14 protein-coding genes are annotated in these 16608 nt (G+C 59.5%); 10 read left to right on the top strand and 4 right to left on the bottom strand.

All coding sequences use genetic code 11. The features are described from left to right. Nucleotides 1-39: 39 nt before the first annotated feature. Nucleotides 40-414, top strand: a complete 375-nt coding sequence (locus tag ABUK12_RS13250) for a DUF3817 domain-containing protein (RefSeq protein WP_410012282.1) — start codon at nucleotides 40-42, stop codon at nucleotides 412-414. Then, complete coding sequence (locus ABUK12_RS13245) at nucleotides 414-842, top strand: CopD family protein (RefSeq protein ID WP_410012280.1); 429 nt, start codon at nucleotides 414-416, stop codon at nucleotides 840-842. The genes ABUK12_RS13250 and ABUK12_RS13245 overlap by 1 nt, the downstream gene beginning before the upstream one ends. Before the next feature lie 31 nt (nucleotides 843-873). Here ABUK12_RS13245 and ABUK12_RS13240 read toward each other — a convergent pair whose 3' ends face one another. Beyond that, nucleotides 874-1731: an SDR family oxidoreductase gene (locus ABUK12_RS13240; RefSeq protein ID WP_410016639.1), complete on the bottom strand. Its 858-nt coding sequence runs from the start codon at nucleotides 1729-1731 to the stop codon at nucleotides 874-876. An 80-nt stretch (nucleotides 1732-1811) separates the two neighbouring features. On the opposite strand from ABUK12_RS13240, the gene ABUK12_RS13235 reads away from it, so the two are divergent. Continuing rightward, on the top strand, nucleotides 1812-2258 hold the full coding sequence (locus ABUK12_RS13235) for a winged helix-turn-helix transcriptional regulator (protein ID WP_410012278.1): 447 nt from the start codon (nucleotides 1812-1814) through the stop codon (nucleotides 2256-2258). Here ABUK12_RS13235 and xylR read toward each other — a convergent pair. From xylR to xylA, 3 genes are all read right to left on the bottom strand, one after another. Beyond that, the gene (xylR, locus tag ABUK12_RS13230) at nucleotides 2255-3433 is read right to left on the bottom strand and encodes a D-xylose utilization transcriptional activator XylR (protein ID WP_410012277.1); all 1179 of its coding nucleotides are present in this window, start codon (nucleotides 3431-3433) and stop codon (nucleotides 2255-2257) included. The genes ABUK12_RS13235 and xylR overlap by 4 nt on opposite strands. A gap of 114 nt (nucleotides 3434-3547) precedes the next feature. Beyond that, entirely contained in the window at nucleotides 3548-5002 is a 1455-nt protein-coding gene (xylB, locus tag ABUK12_RS13225; protein ID WP_410012276.1) for a xylulokinase, read from the bottom strand. Between the two features lie 110 nt (nucleotides 5003-5112). After that, nucleotides 5113-6432: a xylose isomerase gene (gene xylA / locus ABUK12_RS13220; protein ID WP_410012275.1), complete on the bottom strand. Its 1320-nt coding sequence runs from the start codon at nucleotides 6430-6432 to the stop codon at nucleotides 5113-5115. Nucleotides 6433-6915: 483 nt separating this feature from the next. Between xylA and xylF the strand changes: the two genes are divergently transcribed. From xylF to ada, 7 genes are all read left to right on the top strand, one after another. Beyond that, the gene (xylF, locus tag ABUK12_RS13215; protein WP_410012274.1) at nucleotides 6916-7911 is read left to right on the top strand and encodes a D-xylose ABC transporter substrate-binding protein; all 996 of its coding nucleotides are present in this window, start codon (nucleotides 6916-6918) and stop codon (nucleotides 7909-7911) included. 105 nt (nucleotides 7912-8016) lie between these two features. Next, nucleotides 8017-9525, top strand: a complete 1509-nt coding sequence (locus tag ABUK12_RS13210; protein ID WP_410016638.1) for a xylose ABC transporter ATP-binding protein — start codon at nucleotides 8017-8019, stop codon at nucleotides 9523-9525. Beyond that, complete coding sequence (xylH, locus tag ABUK12_RS13205) at nucleotides 9518-10684, top strand: xylose ABC transporter permease XylH (RefSeq protein WP_410012273.1); 1167 nt, start codon at nucleotides 9518-9520, stop codon at nucleotides 10682-10684. The genes ABUK12_RS13210 and xylH overlap by 8 nt, the downstream gene beginning before the upstream one ends. Before the next feature lie 299 nt (nucleotides 10685-10983). Then, nucleotides 10984-13371: a darobactin export ABC transporter permease subunit gene (darB, locus tag ABUK12_RS13200; protein ID WP_410012271.1), complete on the top strand. Its 2388-nt coding sequence runs from the start codon at nucleotides 10984-10986 to the stop codon at nucleotides 13369-13371. Continuing rightward, nucleotides 13362-14618 carry a darobactin export ABC transporter periplasmic adaptor subunit gene (gene darC / locus ABUK12_RS13195; protein ID WP_410012270.1) on the top strand — a complete coding sequence of 419 codons (1257 nt, stop codon included), beginning with the start codon at nucleotides 13362-13364 and terminating at the stop codon, nucleotides 14616-14618. The genes darB and darC overlap by 10 nt, the downstream gene beginning before the upstream one ends. 1 nt (nucleotide 14619) lies before the next feature. Further along, a complete protein-coding gene (gene darD / locus ABUK12_RS13190) occupies nucleotides 14620-15279 on the top strand; it encodes a darobactin export ABC transporter ATP-binding protein (protein ID WP_410012269.1) in 660 nt (219 codons plus the stop codon). A gap of 155 nt (nucleotides 15280-15434) precedes the next feature. After that, nucleotides 15435-16508, top strand: a complete 1074-nt coding sequence (gene ada, locus ABUK12_RS13185; protein WP_410012268.1) for a bifunctional DNA-binding transcriptional regulator/O6-methylguanine-DNA methyltransferase Ada — start codon at nucleotides 15435-15437, stop codon at nucleotides 16506-16508. The last annotated feature ends 100 nt before the right edge of the window (nucleotides 16509-16608 follow it).

The following is a 16608-nucleotide window of genomic DNA, read 5'->3' as shown; positions in this document are numbered from 1 at the left end:
TCAGTAGCTATCGCCGCCGCAGCGGCAAAAAGGGCGAACGTGGCCATCGACAATCAATCGCGCCAGGGTCTGGACGGCGCGGAGCTTACGCTGTTAAGACGCCTGCATCTCGCATCGGTGGTGGAAGGCTGTACGCTGGTTATCCTGGTGTGCATTGCCGTGCCGTTAAAACACCTCGCCGGCTTTCCCCAGGTGAGTGCGGCGATGGGGCCGATCCACGGACTGGCTTTTCTGTTTTACGCCTGGATGGTGGTGAATACCGCCGCCGGCGGTATGTGGCGTAAAGCCCAGGTGGCGCGCCTGCTGATCCTGGCGTTTATCCCTTTCGGGACGTTTTTTAACGTGGGCATGATTAAACGGCGTGAAGCCGGGCCGGGCGTGGATGGCGTGCCGGTTAAGGAGAAACGGATATAATGACCTATATGCTGATAAAGGCGCTGCATCTGGTGGCGTTCACGCTGTGGATAGGCGGTATGCTGCTGCTGGCGGTGGCGATGACCGCCTGGAAACACACTCCCGCCGCCGAGCGCGCACCCGGCCTGCGGCTATTCAGCGCCGTGCAGCGTTTTAACCAAACCGTGACGCTGCCGGCCATGATCGTCACCTGGCTTTCCGGGCTGGCGCTGACCCTGATGGGCAATTGGCCGCCGTCCCTGTCGCTTATTATCAAGGTCATCTTTGTGCTGGCGTTATCGGCGCTGCACGGTATGCAGTCGGGATCGCTGCGCCGCAGCCTGGGCCGCGCCGAACTGACGGCCCCGGCCATCCTGCGCCACGCCGCCGCCTTTACCCTGGTGGCGCTTATCGCCTGCGTGCTGCTGATCGTGCTGCAGCCGCTGTAGCGCGGGCAACGCCGCGCATCGCGGCGGGCGATTACCCGGCTTTCAGTACGGCGGCCACCGTATCCCTGATGGGCGTGGTGGCGCGGCCTATCAGCCGGCTCAACTGCCGGCCATCGTCAAACAGCCCGCCCTGCGACGCGCCGGCATCAGAATCAGCCAGCAGCGCGGCAACCGGCCCGGGCAGTCCCGCCTGGCTGAGCAGCGCCTGGTATTCCGATGGCGGCAGGTCGACATATTTCACCGCCACGCCGGACTGGCGGGTAATTTCCGCCGCCAGTTCGGACAGGGTATAGGCGCTGTCCCCCGCCAGTTCATACACTTTACCGGCCTGGCCGTCCAGGGTTAATACCTTTGCCGCCGCAGCGGCAAAGTCGGCGCGCGCGGCCGAGGCTATCCTGCCGTCGCCGGCGCTGCCCGCCAGGGCGTGGTGGGCCAGGGCGGCGGGGACGCCGGCGGCATGGTTTTCGTTGTACCAGCCGTTGCGCAGCAGCACGACCGGCAGGCCGGAATCACGCAGCAGCGCTTCGGTTGCGCGGTGCTCTTCGCCAAGTCCCAGCGGGCTGGTATCGGCATGCAGCAAGCTGGTGTAAGCCAGTAATTCCACCCCGGCGCGTTTGGCGGCGTCGATCGCGGCGCCATGCTGGCGCGTGCGCTGGCCGAGTTCGCTTGAGGAGATCAGCAGCAGTTTCGTCGCGCCCTTAAACGCGCTGTCCAGCGTCTCGGGCCGGTCATAATCGGCCTGGAGCACGTTAACGCCGCGCGCCGCCAGATCCTGCGCTTTTTGCGGCGAGCGCACGGCGGCCACCAGATCCGCGGCCGGATGGGTTTTTAACAGTTCAGCTATCACTAAACGGCCCAGTTGGCCGGTCGCGCCTGTAATAACAATCATCATTTTCTCCTTTGGGCTTCAGAAAGAGCATCATATCCCCTATACTTACTTAAAGTAAGTACTAACAAAAAGGTAAGTATATGAATTTTCAGGCAGCACCCAAATCCACGCTGGCGCGGCAAATGCAGCGCGGCGAATTGCTTGACGTCAATTGCCCGTCGCGGGAGGTGTTGAAACACCTGACCAGCCGCTGGGGCGTACTGGTGCTGATCGCCTTGTCGCAAGGTACCCATCGTTTTAGCGAGCTGCGCCGTAAAGTGGGCGGCGTCAGTGAAAAAATGCTGGCGCAGACCCTCTCGTGCCTGGAGGAGGACGGCCTGGTCATCCGCCAATCCCTGCCGGTGATGCCGCCCCATGTGCAATATAGCCTTAGCGGGCTGGGACTGGAGGTCGGCGCTATCGTGGAACACCTGGCCGACTGGATAGAAACCCATTTGCCGCAGATTATGCAGGCGCGGCGGGAAGCGGATGCCCTGGCCGTGCCTGATGCCGCAATGGTCAGCCGCACCGGCAGCGCGCGGCGCTAATAAGACATTTCGCCATATTTTTCACGATATTCCTTGGGCGTGATATCAAACCCTTTTTTAAATACCGAATAAAAATATTGCAAAGAAGGGTAGCCGCACATTTGCGAGACTTCATTGATGGTGAGCGACGTGGAGATCAATAAATTGCGCGCGCTCTCCAGCTTTTCCTCATGGATGACGTTATGAATGGTTTTGCTGGTTTCGTCCTTAAACCGTTTTTCCAGGTTGGAGCGGGACATGCCCACCACGTCCAGCACCTGCTCGACCTTGATGCCCTTGCAGGCATGATAGCGGATATAATGCATCGCCTGTATCACCGCCGGATCGCGCAGCGAGCGGAAGTCCGTCGAACGGCGCTCCATGACTTTCAGCGGCGGCACCAGAATCCGCTGCAGCGGCAGCCGTGATTTATTCAGCAACTGGTGCAGCAGCTTGGCGGCCTGGTAGCCCATCTGGCGGGTGCCCTGGGCGACGGACGATAAGGCTACCCGGGAAAGGCACCGCGCCAGCTCTTCATTATCGATGCCGATAATGCACAGTTTTTCCGGCACGGCGATATTCAGGTGTTCACATACCTGCAGCAGATGGCGGGCGCGGGCATCGGTTACCGCGATGATGCCGGTTTGCGGCGGCAGCGACTGCAGCCAGTCGGCCAGCCGGTTTTGGGCATGCTGCCAGTTATCCACCACGGTTTCCACGCCCTGGTAGACTATCGGCTGGTAATACTCATCCGCCGTCAGTTTGCGAAACGCCTGCTCGCGTTCGTGTGACCAGCGCTTGCCGCTGCTGGCCGGCAGGCCGTAAAAAGCAAACCGGTTCAGGCCTTTTTCCTTCAGGTGCAAAAAAGCGCTGGCCACCAGCGCATGGTTATCGGTGGCGATATAGTGCACCGGCGGATATTCCTCGGCATGCTGGTAAGAGCCGCCGACGCCGACAATCGGCACCTTGGCCTCGCTGAGCAGCAGTTCAATTTCCTTATCGTCGTAATCGGCAATCACGCCGTCGCCCAGCCACTCTTCAATACGGTTGATACGGCAGCGGAAATCATCTTCGATAAAAATATCCCAATCGCACTGCGACGCCTGCAAATACTCGCCCACCCCCTCGATAACCTGGCGGTCGTACACTTTATTGGCATTAAATAATAGAGTTATACGATAACGTTTTTCAAACATACGGTGGGTTCTCACGAAAATCTGCCGAAGGCCAGCATATACCTTTGAACAATCAGAAAGAATTGACCGGATGTGCGCCAGCTAGCAAATTCATTATAAAGTGCGGGCGAGGCTCTACTCGCCCAAATGCGCCACCTGCTGGTAGAACCGGCGGAATACTTTCCGTTGCTCCGCATAAGCCTCGTGCCGCTCCTTATCCGGCGTATAGCGGGCCTCCAGCGGCAGCGCGGGCAGCATGTCCGCCCAGGACGCCCCGGGGTGGCAGCTAAGCTGCGCCAGACGCGCCGCGCCCAGCGCCGGACCGACGTCGCCGCCGGTGCGGTAGTCCAGCGCCTCGCCGCTGACATCGGCCAGCAGCTGCCGCCAGTATTCGCTGCGCGCCCCGCCGCCAATCAGCGTGATGCTGTCCGGCCGCAGGCCGGTGCCGTGCAGGGCGTCCATACCGTCCGCCAGGCCGAAGCTGACGCCTTCCACCACCGCGCGCGCCAGGTCGGCCGGGCCGTGTTCATGGGTCAGCCCCCAAAACGCGCCGGTGGCGTTGGGATTATTGTGCGGCGTGCGTTCGCCGGAAAGATAGGGTAAAAACCACACCGGCGCCGCGCCGGGGCGGGACTGCGCGGCGGCTTCCAGCAGTGCCGGCACGCTGCCGATGCCGGTCAGGCGGGCAGCCCAGTCCAGGCAGGATGCGGCGCTGAGCATGACCGACATCAGATGCCAGGTACCCGGCAGCGCATGGCAAAAACTGTGCACCGCCTGCTCGGGATTGCTGAGAAACCCATCGCTGACGGCAAAATAAACGCCGGAGGTGCCAAGCGACAGCATGGCCTGTCCCCGGCGATACAGGCCGACGCCGATGGCCCCGGCCGCGTTGTCGCCGCCGCCGGCCACCACCGGCACCGCGGCCATGCCCCAGCTTGCCGCCACCTGCGGCAACAGGGTGCCGGTCGCCTGGTTGCCCTCGAACAACCGCGGCATCTGCGCCCGGGACAGCCCACAGGCGCCCAGCAGCGCATCGCTCCAGTCGCGGCGCCCGACATCCAGCCACATCGTCCCCGCCGCATCGGACATATCGGTGGCGAAATCCCCGGTTAGACGCAGCCTGAGGTAGTCTTTCGGCAGCAGGACCTTATCCACTTGCGCAAAGATCTGTGGTTCCTGTTCGCGTACCCAGCGCAGCTTGGGGGCGGTAAAACCGGGCATCATCAGGTTGCCGGTGATATCCCGGGAACGGGGCACGTCGTCTTCCAGCGAGCGGCACTGGGCAAAGCTGCGCCCGTCGTTCCACAAAATGGCCGGGCGCAATACCCGCTGCTGCTTATCGAGCAACGTCGCGCCGTGCATTTGGCCGGTCAGTCCGAGGGCGCGCACCCCGCTCAGATCATGCCGGGCGGCTAGGGCGCGCATGGCGCTGTCGGCCGCCCGCCACCACTGCTCCGGGTCCTGCTCGGACCACAGTGGCCGGGGCCGGGAAACGGTCAGGGGTTCCGTATGGCTGCCCAGAATATGCTGCGCCTCGTCCAGCAGAATGGCTTTCACGCCGGAGGTGCCCAAATCTATGCCGATATACATACGCTATCCTTCTGAATTGTCACCGCGCCGCCCCCGCGTTGGCGGGGGCGGCGCGGGTTGACTATAGCGGCCGTCCGCCAGCGCGGACGCCGGGATCGCCGCCGGAGACGTTAGCTGAACAAGACCTGGTTGACGATATTTTCCAGCAGTTCCTGCTGTCCGCTGCGATGCTCCGGCGCCAGGGCGTGCTTGCCGGCGTACTGGGCCAGCTCGGCAAGGGAAAGGTTGCCCTGCAGTATCCGCTGCCCCAAATCGCCGTTCCAGCCCGCGTAGCGCGCCTTCACCATCTGCTCCAGGCGACCGTCTTCGATGAGCTTCGCCGCCACTTTCAGCGCCAGCGCCATGGTATCCATGCCGCCGATATGGCCGTGGAACAGATCGTATTTATCGGTGCTTTGCCGGCGTACCTTGGCATCGAAATTCAGTCCGCCGGTCGTGAAGCCGCCGGCCTTGAGGATTTCATACATCACCAGCGCATTTTCCTCCACGCTGTTGGGGAACTGGTCGGTATCCCAACCGGACTGCGGATCGCCGCGATTGGCATCTACCGAACCAAAGATCCCGAGTGCTATGGCGGTGGCGATTTCATGATGGAACGTATGCCCGGCGAGCGTGGCGTGGTTGGCCTCGACGTTAACCCGGATCTCTTTTTCCAGGCCGAACTGTTTTAAAAAGCCGTACACCGTGGCGACGTCATAGTCGTACTGGTGTTTGGTCGGCTCCTGGGGTTTGGGTTCGATAAGCAGCGCGCCCTGGAAACCGGTTTTGTGTTTATGTTCCACCACCATTTGCATAAAGCGGCCGATCTGCTCGCGTTCCTGGCGTAAATCGGTGTTCAGCAGCGTTTCATAGCCTTCGCGTCCGCCCCACAGCACGTAATTTTCCCCGCCGAGTTTGCGGGTGGCGTCCATGGCGCTGTTGACCTGGGTGGCGGCCCAGGCGAAGACTTCTGGATCCGGACTGGTGGCCGCGCCGGCGCCGTAACGCGGATGGCTAAAGCAATTCGCCGTGCCCCACAGCAGCTTGATGCCGGTCTGCTGCTGCTTTTGCGCCAGCACGTCGGTCAATATGGCGAAGTTATTCAGATAGTCTTTGATGGTGGGACTGTCCGGCAGGATATCAATATCATGGAAACAGTAATAAGGCGCGCCCAGTTTGCTGAAAAATTCAAAGGCCACATCGGTTTTCAGCCGCGCCTGGGCCAGCGCGTCTCCCGCGTGCTGCCAGGGACGGTCGAAAGAACCCACGCCGAACATATCGGTGCCGCCCCAGCAGAAGGTATGCCAGTAACAGACGGCAAAACGCAAATGGTCCTCCATGCGTTTACCCAAAATCTTTTCGTCGGCGTTATAGTGATGAAACGCCAGCGGATTGGTGCTTTGCGTACCTTCAAAACGGATTTTTTCAACTTGATCAAAGAATTGAGACATAATGACTCCTTGGAAACACCAGGTCCGTTCTGAAGCGGACGGGATTTATCAGGCCGGCGGGTAAATATGACGGCACAATAAGCAAATCTGTGCTTGATTCTGGTAATAACGCCCGGCGCGATCAATTACGTTATTTCACATCGCCATTCATGAAATTATTAATTGTGCGCGGGATCACAAGGAATAGGGGATAAAAGCGCTTTTTGGCGGGAAAAATACGCAAGTTAATGTTTGCCCGGCCTTAACCTCACCGGCAAAATAAGGCGCAGCTCACAGAATACGCATTTGAGTAAAATATCATAATGCCGTTGTGAAAATTTGCAATTGCCGCTGCTGATTTCCGACCCTAATACTACATGGGTTAACTCTGTCGCCTCTTGGGCGCCCCTACGCAACATTATTTGTAAAGGTTTGATTCTTATCCGTTGCTCGGCAAGTTCCATTGCTGAATTTGTTCTTATAAAAGTAACATAAGGAATTAAAATGAAACTGAAAACTCTCCTGCTTTCCGCCTGCACGGCGCTGGTATTGCTAAGCCAGCCGGGCATGGCCAAACAAATCAAGATCGGCATGGCGGTGGACGACCTGCGTCTGGAACGCTGGCAAAAAGACCGCGATATTTTCGTCGCCAAGGCCAAATCACTGGGTGCCGATGTTTTTGTTCAATCCTCCAACGGCAATGAAGAAACGCAAATGTCACAAATAGAGAATATGATCAATCGCGGCGTCGACGTGTTGGTGATTATTCCTTACAACGGACAAGTGTTAAGCAATGTTATTGCCGAAGCGAAACGGGAGGGCATAAAAGTCCTCGCTTATGATCGAATGATAAATAATGCTGATGTGGATTTTTATATTTCCTTTGATAACGAAAAAGTCGGGCAACTGCAGGCGCAAAGCCTGGTTAAGCGGGTGCCGCAAGGTAATTATTTCCTGATGGGCGGCTCGCCGGTGGATAATAACGCCAAAATGTTCCGCGCCGGCCAGATGACGGTGCTTAAACCCTTGATTGACAGCGGTAAGATAAAAATCGTCGGCGACCAATGGGCCGACGGCTGGTTACCTGAAAACGCCCTGAAAATCATGGAGAATGCCCTGACCGCCAATAACAATAAAATTGACGCGGTAGTGGCCTCCAACGATGCCACCGCCGGCGGCGCCATCCAGGCGCTGGCCGCCCAGGGGCTGGCCGGCAAAGTGGCCATTTCGGGCCAGGATGCGGATCTGGCCGGTATTCAGCGGATTAACCAGGGCACCCAGACCATGACGGTGTATAAACCGATCAAGCAGCTGGCCTCCACTGCCGCCGAGATAGCGGTTCAATTGGGCAATGGCGAAAAACCCAAGTCCAACGCCTCCCTTAACAATGGCCTCAAGGACGTCCCCTCCTATTTGCTGACGCCGATCTCGGTGGATAAAAGCAACATAGAGAGCACGGTCATCGCCGATGGTTTCCACAAGAAATCCGATCTGAACTAATCCGCCTGAACGCCGGCTGTCGTCTGTGACGTTAACTGAACCGGGCCGCGCTAAACAGCGGCCCGGTTGCGGAGGTTGATTATCGTGGCATCAAATTTGCTGGAAATGAAAAATATCACCAAGCAGTTCGGCCAGGTCAAGGCGGTGGATAATGTGTCCCTTACCATCGAGGCCGGCCAGGTGCTGTCGCTGTGCGGCGAAAACGGCTCGGGTAAATCGACGCTGATGAAAGTGCTGTCGGCGGTGTATCCGCACGGCACCTTCGAGGGCGAGATCCTGTTCGGCGGCGAACCGCTGGTGGCGCACGGGGTACGCGATACCGAACAAAAGGGCATCGCCATTATTCATCAGGAGCTGGCGCTGGTGAAACAAATGACGGTACTGGAGAATATTTTCCTCGGCACCGAGTGGGCGAAATACGGCGTCATGGATTATGACAATATGTACCTGCGCTGCCAGCGGATGCTGGCGCAGGTCAAACTCAATATCGACCCCGACACGCGGGTCGGCGAACTGGGCCTGGGCCAGCAGCAGTTGGTGGAAATCGCCAAGGCGCTCAACAAGCAGGTCCGCCTGCTGATCCTGGACGAGCCCACCGCGTCGCTCACGGAAAGCGAGACCGCCATCCTGCTCGATATCGTCGACGATTTGCGCAATCACGATATCGCCTGCATTTATATTTCCCATAAACTTAATGAAGTCAAAGCCATATCGGACATGATCTGCGTCATTCGCGACGGCAGGCATATCGCCACGCGTCCGGCCGCGGGCCTGAGCGAAGAGGCGCTGATCACCATGATGGTGGGCCGCGAACTGACGGAGCTTTATCCCCATGAGCCTCACGTGATTGGCGAGGAAATCCTGCGGGTGGAGGGCCTGACGGCCTGGCATCCGGTCAATCAGCATATCCGCCGCGTCAATAATGCCGCCTTCAGCCTGCATAAAGGGGAAATCCTCGGCATCGCCGGGCTGGTGGGATCGGGTCGTACCGAACTGGTGCAGTGCCTGTTCGGCAGTTATCCGGGGCGCTGGGAGGGCACGATCCTGCTCCATGGCGCGCCGGTACGTTTCGCCAACTGCCGCCAGGCAATGCGCCGGGGGATAGCCATGGTGCCCGAGGATCGTAAAAAGGACGGCATCGTGCCGGTGATGAGCGTCGGCGCCAATATTACCCTGGCGGCGCTCAACCAATTCACCGGCGGGTTCGGCATGGTGGACGAGGCCGCCGAGCAGGCCGCGGTGCGTGACGCCATCGGGCGGCTGAAGGTGAAAACCGCTTCCCCGGAACTGGCCATCGGCCGGCTTAGCGGCGGCAACCAGCAAAAAGCCATCCTGGCGAAATGTCTGCTGCTAAACCCGGACATCCTGATACTCGACGAGCCGACCCGCGGTATCGATATCGGCGCCAAGCAGGAAATCTACCTGCTGATTAATCAATTGGTGCGCCAGGGCATCGCCGTCATCGTGGTGTCCTCGGAATTACCCGAGGTGCTGGGCATCAGCGATCGGGTGCTGGCGATGCACCAGGGTGTCATTAAAGCCTCACTTATCAACCGCAACCTGACCCAGGAACAGGTCATGGAAGCGGCGCTCAGGAGTGATTCCCATGTCTAAAATTATTCACACCGACGGTGCGGTGATTGCCGGCGGCAGGCGGAAGTCCCTCAACCTGCAGGTGTTCGTCATGCTGGCCGCCATCGTGGTCATCATGCTGTTTTTCACGTTTACCACCGAAGGCTCGTACCTGAGCGCGCGCAATATTTCCAACCTGCTGCGCCAGACCGCCATTACCGGCATTCTCGCGGTCGGCATGGTATTTGTCATCATCTCGGCGGAGATCGATCTGTCGGTCGGCTCCATGATGGGATTGCTGGGCGGGGCGGCGGCGATTTTCGACGTCTGGCTGGGATGGCCGCTGCCGCTGACCATCGCCGTGACCCTGGTGCTCGGGTTGCTGCTCGGCGCCTGGAACGGCTGGTGGGTGGCGTACCGCAAGGTGCCTTCGTTTATTGTCACCCTGGCGGGCATGCTGGCGTTTCGCGGCATTTTAATCGGCGTCACCAACGGGACCACGGTATCGCCCACATCGCCCGCCATGTCGCAGATCGGGCAAAGCTATCTGCCGGGCGGCGCGGGGTTCGGCATCGGGTTTATCAGCCTGGTGCTGTTTATCGCCTGGCAATGGCGCCGGCGCGGCAATCGCCAGCGTCTGGGATTGTCCGTGCCGGCCAAGACCTGGGATATGACGCGCCAGGCTATTACCGCCGTGGTGGTATTGGGCGCCATTTATTTGCTTAACGACTACCGCGGCGTGCCCACGCCGGTGCTGATGCTGGTGGCGCTGATGCTGGCCGGCCTGTTTATGGCGTCCCGCACCGCCTTCGGCCGGCGCGTCTATGCCATCGGCGGCAATATTGACGCCGCCCGGCTTTCCGGCGTGAATGTCGAGCGCACCAAGCTGGCGGTATTCGCCATCAACGGCCTGATGGTGGCGATTGCCGGGCTTATCCTCAGTTCCCGCCTTGGCGCCGGATCGCCGTCGGCGGGCAATATCGCCGAACTGGACGCCATTGCCGCCTGCGTCATCGGCGGCACCAGCCTGGCCGGCGGCGTCGGCAGCGTGGCCGGCGCGGTAATGGGCGCGTTTATCATGGCGTCGCTGGATAACGGCATGAGCATGCTTGACGTGCCCACGTTCTGGCAATATATCGTTAAAGGGGCCATCCTGCTGCTGGCGGTTTGGATGGATACCGCCACCAAAAAACGGGTGTAAGGTCTGTTTCAGCGCCACGGGCCGCCGGCGGGCGGCCCGTTTTTTTATTCATTAACGGTACGCGTTTTTATGGCGTAAAGTTAAACGCAGATTAAATAATATTAAAAAACACACCCAGTAGATTGACGCTTTTATTAATGCCTTCTTAAATCAATAAGAGGATAATCCTGTTTATAAGTATAATGATTTTCAATCAGTTAGCGTGATTAATATATAGTAATTAATAATTAATAGACAAATTAAATAATATATTGCAAGGCATAGTGGTTTTTTACTCCCTCCACCGAGATAATCCGCTGATGATCCTGAGTGAGTTTGTTAACGATATAAAAGCCAATCCTGTTGCCTCCCTGTTGGCGATCGTTATTACCGCCATCGGTTTTGCCACGACCTTCTTAATTCTGCTGCTCTTTATCGACGATGTTAAAATAGACCGGTTTTATCCCAGCGCTGAACGCCTTTACCGCATCGAAACCCTGTTTTGCCCACCCAACGGCGATAAGGTGCGTTCCGCCCAGGCCCCGCTGCCGTTGCTTGACGCGCTGCGCAAACAACCGGGGATTGACCGCGTCGTCTATGCCCTGCGGCTGTTTACTACCGTTCGCAGCGAGGGGCGGTTTGTCCATCGCGTACCGGTGTTCGCGGTCAGCGCAGGCTTCCTGACGCAGCTCAATCCCTACCGCCAGGCCCCCGCCTTGCTTGCGGCGAACGAAATTTATATCACGCCGGCCTTTAACCGCCGGTATCTCGGCCTGGCGTCCCCCGTGGGCAAGACTATCGATCTGGGCGACAAAGGCCGGTTTGTGATCAAGGGCGTGCTTGAACCCCGTCCCGACAGCAGCATCGATATGCCGGCGGTCATTGCCTTCTCACCGGCGGCGATGGCGGGGTATCACGATAAGCGGAGAGACTGGTATCACAGCCACCTGTTTATTTTTATCAGGACCGCCCCGGCCGCGCCGTTTGATAACGCTCTGCTGGATAAACTGGTCGGGCTTCACGCCCCGCCGCTATCCGGGACGCCCATTACTCCCACGGCATTCATTCACCTGCGCGCCAAACCTATCCAGCAGATGCATTATGACGACGGTTATGCCGATGACATGGCCGCGACTATCGCCAAACCCTTGCTGCATGCCCTGTATGCGGCCGCGTTGTTTGTGCTGCTGACCACGGCGGTAAACTATTTTAACGTCAATGCCATCGTTAACGCCGCCAAACGGCGCAGCCTGAATATCAAACGCGCGCTGGGCGCGTCGGATAAACAGCTTGCCGCCGAGTCGGTGGCGGTCATCGTGCCGCAGTTTGCCGTCATCTGCGCGCTGGCGCTGTTGATATTGTTCGGGGCGTCCGCCATGTCGCCTTACGTCCTGGCGCTGATATCACATCACAGCGCCGCATTGCTGGCCGCGCTGTTCCTGGCGGTGCTGCTGCTTATCGGCTGCGTGGTGATCGCCGCGCATGTGCTTTATTTCTGCTGTTTTGTTGTATCCGCCGGCGCGGGACGGGCAAATCACCGCCACGAAACCACCGCGGCCTATTACCTCAACCGGCTTACCCTGGTGACGCAACTGCTGATCTCGGGCGTCCTGGTCTACTCCTGGGCCGGTACGGCGGCGCAGAACCGTTACGTCATGCAAGCCGATTTCGGCTATCGCCAAAAGAACCTGCTGACGTTTGAACCCAGCGAACGGCTCCATTCGCTTGAAAGCGTGCGCGCGCTGCAAAACCGCCTCAAAGAGGACGCCGGCAGCGCCAATATCGCCTTGAGCAACTGGCGCCCGTTTGATATGACGCCTACCGCGCTCATTATCCAGCATGCCCGCCAGCAGGCCAAGGATCAGTTCGTGACCGTCAGCGCTCTCGACGTCGACCCTCACTTTACCCGGGTATGGGGCCTTGAAACCCTGGGCGGCGGAGAAAATGCCATTGCCGTAAGCGCCGATCCGGCGGTGCGCCATGTGATTGCCACCCGGGCCTTTATCGGGCTGATGGGGCTGTCTTCCTATGATGAAGCGCTTAACACGACCTTCTACGCCGAGGTGGACGGCGGGAGGCGCCGGCTGCGCGTGCTGCGCGTCGTCGATAACTTTTATCCGGGCGAGCGTACCCGCCAGCCGCCGCCGCTGATGCTGTTCATTAACGATCGGGTGGAAAAGTATGCCGCTATCGGGTTTTCCACCGCGGCGCAACGGGATCGCATCATCTCCGCGCTCAGCGGTTATGGCCTGGCGGACCTGCAGGTGCGCACGGTGGAAGAGCTGCATGCCGAACACTATAAAAACAGCCTGTTGATCCAGGACGTCATCAGGCTGGTGGCTTCTCTTTCCCTGTTCCTGATGCTGGTCAGCGCGATGGTCATCGGGCTGTCGGAGGCCCGGCGGCTCAATCAGACCCTGATGATCATGGCGGCGGTGGGCGGCTCGGTGTCTACCAGCGCGGTCTTTTTCCTGCGGCAAAACATGCTGGCGCTGACGCTGACGTTGTCGCTATCCCTCGGCATCGGGGTTGTGCTCCTGCGGCGCTGGCTGGGCCAATTCGACGTGGTCACCGGTCTGGCCCTGACCTATGCCTTCGCCGCCCTGATGCTCCTGGGCCTGGCGGTGATGGCGGTGATGGTCGCGACCCTGCTGGCCGGTGGCGGCCGGCTGGCGCGCCTGCGGCGAGGGCCACGGCTATGGACGTAAAACTGGATAAAAAGGCTGCCCTGCATCCGGGCGCCGGATGGATCGCCTGGATCGCCGCCGCGCTGTTGATCCTGCTGTGCGCAGGGCTCTATAAGCTGGCCACCACCGATAATTACCTGCGCCTGCCGTTGGCGAGCGTGGCCTTGCATCCGGTGACGCGCGGGGCCTATACCGACACCCTGGTTACCCGCGCCATCGCCCTCCCCAACGAAAGCGTTATCGTTTCCACGGAGCGCGGAGGGAAGGTGGTCGATATCTATAAAGCCTCTTCCGATTATGTCAAAAAAGGCGAAATTATCGCCCGCCTGTCCAATTATGATTTTGTCCTGCAGGTCACCTCGCGCATCGCCGACGCCACCGAACAGATCAATAATCTGCGCAATATGCGCATGTTATTGGAACGCAACAGCCGCGACACCAAGCTTGAGCTGCAGAAATCCCATTACAACCGGCAGAAGCTGGTCAAGGACATCCGGCGCAATAAAAAGCTGTTTGAAAAAGCCATTATCGAAAAGGCTAAATATGAAGACCTGCTGGATGAGTTAGCGCATTGGGAAAAAACCTGCGCCATTTTGTCCGGACACGATCGGCAGCAGGACCAAATACTGCCGCAGCAGTTCCAGGAAATTGATCGCTCCATCAAACGCCTGGGCAAACTGGTGGATTTGATCAAGGGCGGCCTGGAGCAGCTGATTATCGTCTCGCCCATCGACGGCACCCTCTCATCGCTGGATATCAAAATCGGCCAGCAGATTAAACCCGGCGACAAGGTTACCATGGTCGACAACCTGCATTCCTACTACTTTGAAGCCGATTTCAGTGAATATTACCTGGATAAAATCAAGCCCCAGGCCAATGTCATGGCGCAGGCCGGCGGTATCGAAATCCCCCTGGCCATTGAATCGGTATCCTCGGCGGTGGACAACGGCAAGTTCAAGGCCAGGCTCCGGCCGTCCCAGCCCCAGCAGATTGCCCTGAAGCGCGGGCAATCCATCGATCTGCATGTGTTTCTGAGTACGCAGCAGGACGCGCTGCTCGTCCCTTCCGAAGCGGTGTTTTTCAACGAGGGCCAGGCGCTGGTCTATGTGTTTGATGAAAACGATCGGCGGGCGGTTAAGACGCCGGTGCGGTTAAAGCGGCAGGGCGCGGCACAGGCGGAAATACTCGGCGGGCTTGCCGAAGGGCAACGGGTGGTGACCTTCGCGGATAATGATTACGAAAAATCCAATATCATTGAGTTTGATTGATATGATTACCCTGGAAAGAGGCGGTAAGTTCTACACCACCAAGACCATCAAGACCCTGGCGCTGAACGCGGTAAGCCTTAACGTCGGGGCGGGTGACTTTCTTGCCGTCATGGGGCCGTCCGGTTCAGGCAAATCCACCCTGCTGAACGTGCTGGGAATGTTCGAACCCCTTGATGAAGGCCGTCTGACCCTGGCCGGCGAAAACGTCGCCGCCCTGGGTTATGCGCAGAAAATCGCCTTACGACGGCGGCTTATCGGCTATATATTCCAATCGTTTAACCTGATCCCTTCCATGTCGGTCTATGACAACGTGGTTCTGCCGCTGAAATACCGCGGCGTGGCGAAGGCGGAGCGCCGGCGGCGGGTTGATCAGATCCTGGCGGTATTCGGCCTGACGCATCGCGCCGGGCATTATCCGGCGCAGCTGTCCGGCGGCCAGCAGCAGCGGGTGGCCATTGCCCGCGCCATGGTGTCCCGCCCCGGCCTGATACTGGCGGATGAACCCACCGGCAACCTGGACAGTAAGAACAGCCGCGACGTGCTGGAACAGCTGAAAAACATCAACCGGGAAGGCACGACCGTGGTGATGGTGACGCATTCGCAGGAGGCGTCGAGTTATGCCAACCGGGTGCTGACCATGCGCGACGGGCGTCTTGCATAATGCCGGCGCGGGCATGGCGATAAAAGCCATTGGCATAACGGCATACATTAAAAAGCAAGCTTCAGGGGGTTTAACCGCCGCGGGCATGCCACCCTAATCATCAGTCTGGTCACCACCTGGCCGTAGCGATATGATGAAACCAAAGGGGCTTTGCCATGAAACCAGGTAACACTGCATCCATGATACCCACCGAGCAGGACCCGCGCTGGCAGGCCATCGTCGCGCGCGATAAAGCCGCCGACGGCCGGTTTGTTTATGCCGTCAGGACCACCGGGATATTCTGCTCGCCATCCTGCCCGTCGCGCCTGCCTCTGGCGGCGAATGTGCTGTTTTTCGCCAATGCCGAAGACGCGTTGCGGGCGGGCTTCCGTCCCTGCAAACGCTGCCGCCAGGGCCGGCCTTCGCTAGCGGCGGAACAGGCGGCGAAAATCCAGCTGGCCTGCCGTTATATTGACGGGGCTGAGGGGATGCCGACACTGGCGGAGCTGGCGCAACAGGCCGCCTTAAGCCCGTTCCATTTCCACCGGTTATTTAAGTCCGTTACCGGCCTGACGCCGAAAGCCTATGCCGTGGCCCGGCGTAACCAGCGGGTGCGGCAACGGCTTGCGGGCGACGCCTCGGTGACCGACGCGGTGCTGGAGTCCGGCTTTAACTCCCAGGGCCGTTTTTACGCCGGAGCCGATGCGCTGCTGGGGATGACGCCCACCGCTTACCGGGCGGGAGGGAAGGGCGTTGCTATCGTCTTTGCGGTCGGGCGTTGCTCGCTGGGTGATATCCTGGTCGCCCAGAGCGCGCGCGGCATCTGCGCCATCCTGTTGGGCGACGATGCGCAGCGGCTGGTGGAACAGTTGCAGGATACCTTCCCCCACGCGGCGCTGGCGGGGGACGATGAGGCCTTTGCCCGGCGGATGGCGCTGGTGGTGGGGTTTGTCGATGCGCCGGCCCTTGGCCTGGACCTGCCGCTGGATATTCGCGGCACCGCCTTCCAGCAGCGCGTCTGGCAGGCCCTGCGGGATATCCCGCCCGGGCGCACGGCCAGCTACCTGGAGGTGGCGAAACGCATCGGTTCGCCCGCCGCGGTGCGCGCCGTGGCGGGCGCCTGCGCCACCAATATGCTGGCGGTGGCCATACCCTGCCATCGGGTGGTGCGCAGCGACGGGGCGTTATCCGGCTATCGCTGGGGGGTGGACCGCAAACGGCTGCTACTGGATAAGGAGGCCAAAGGCTAAGCGGCGTGACGCCACGATCGGCGGCCATATAATACCCGCGATGAGCCAGCCGGGTCATCGCGATGCGGCCCGATGATGCCGGTATCCACCGCCGGCGGCG

Source organism: Sodalis sp. C49 (genome assembly GCF_046352915.1).
GTDB lineage: Bacteria > Pseudomonadota > Gammaproteobacteria > Enterobacterales > Enterobacteriaceae > Acerihabitans.
The sequence above is the reverse complement of the archived record's forward strand: the minus strand, read 5'-3'. Positions and strand labels throughout refer to the sequence as shown.

Bases quoted from the DNA above. Each gene is read 5' to 3' on its own strand.
- ABUK12_RS13240 (WP_410016639.1), bottom strand. From the start codon at position 1,731: ATGATTGTTATTACAGGCGCGACCGGCCAACTGGGCCGTTTAGTGATA.
- ABUK12_RS13235 (WP_410012278.1), top strand. From the start codon at position 1,812: ATGAATTTTCAGGCAGCACCCAAATCCACGCTGGCGCGGCAAATGCAG.
- ABUK12_RS13245 (WP_410012280.1), top strand. From the start codon at position 414: ATGACCTATATGCTGATAAAGGCGCTGCATCTGGTGGCGTTCACGCTG.
- xylR (WP_410012277.1), bottom strand. From the start codon at position 3,433: ATGTTTGAAAAACGTTATCGTATAACTCTATTATTTAATGCCAATAAA.
- xylB (WP_410012276.1), bottom strand. From the start codon at position 5,002: ATGTATATCGGCATAGATTTGGGCACCTCCGGCGTGAAAGCCATTCTG.
- xylA (WP_410012275.1), bottom strand. From the start codon at position 6,432: ATGTCTCAATTCTTTGATCAAGTTGAAAAAATCCGTTTTGAAGGTACG.
- darC (WP_410012270.1), top strand. From the start codon at position 13,362: ATGGACGTAAAACTGGATAAAAAGGCTGCCCTGCATCCGGGCGCCGGA.
- darB (WP_410012271.1), top strand. From the start codon at position 10,984: ATGATCCTGAGTGAGTTTGTTAACGATATAAAAGCCAATCCTGTTGCC.
- ada (WP_410012268.1), top strand. From the start codon at position 15,435: ATGAAACCAGGTAACACTGCATCCATGATACCCACCGAGCAGGACCCG.
- xylF (WP_410012274.1), top strand. From the start codon at position 6,916: ATGAAACTGAAAACTCTCCTGCTTTCCGCCTGCACGGCGCTGGTATTG.
- xylH (WP_410012273.1), top strand. From the start codon at position 9,518: ATGTCTAAAATTATTCACACCGACGGTGCGGTGATTGCCGGCGGCAGG.
- darD (WP_410012269.1), top strand. From the start codon at position 14,620: ATGATTACCCTGGAAAGAGGCGGTAAGTTCTACACCACCAAGACCATC.
- ABUK12_RS13210 (WP_410016638.1), top strand. From the start codon at position 8,017: ATGAAAAATATCACCAAGCAGTTCGGCCAGGTCAAGGCGGTGGATAAT.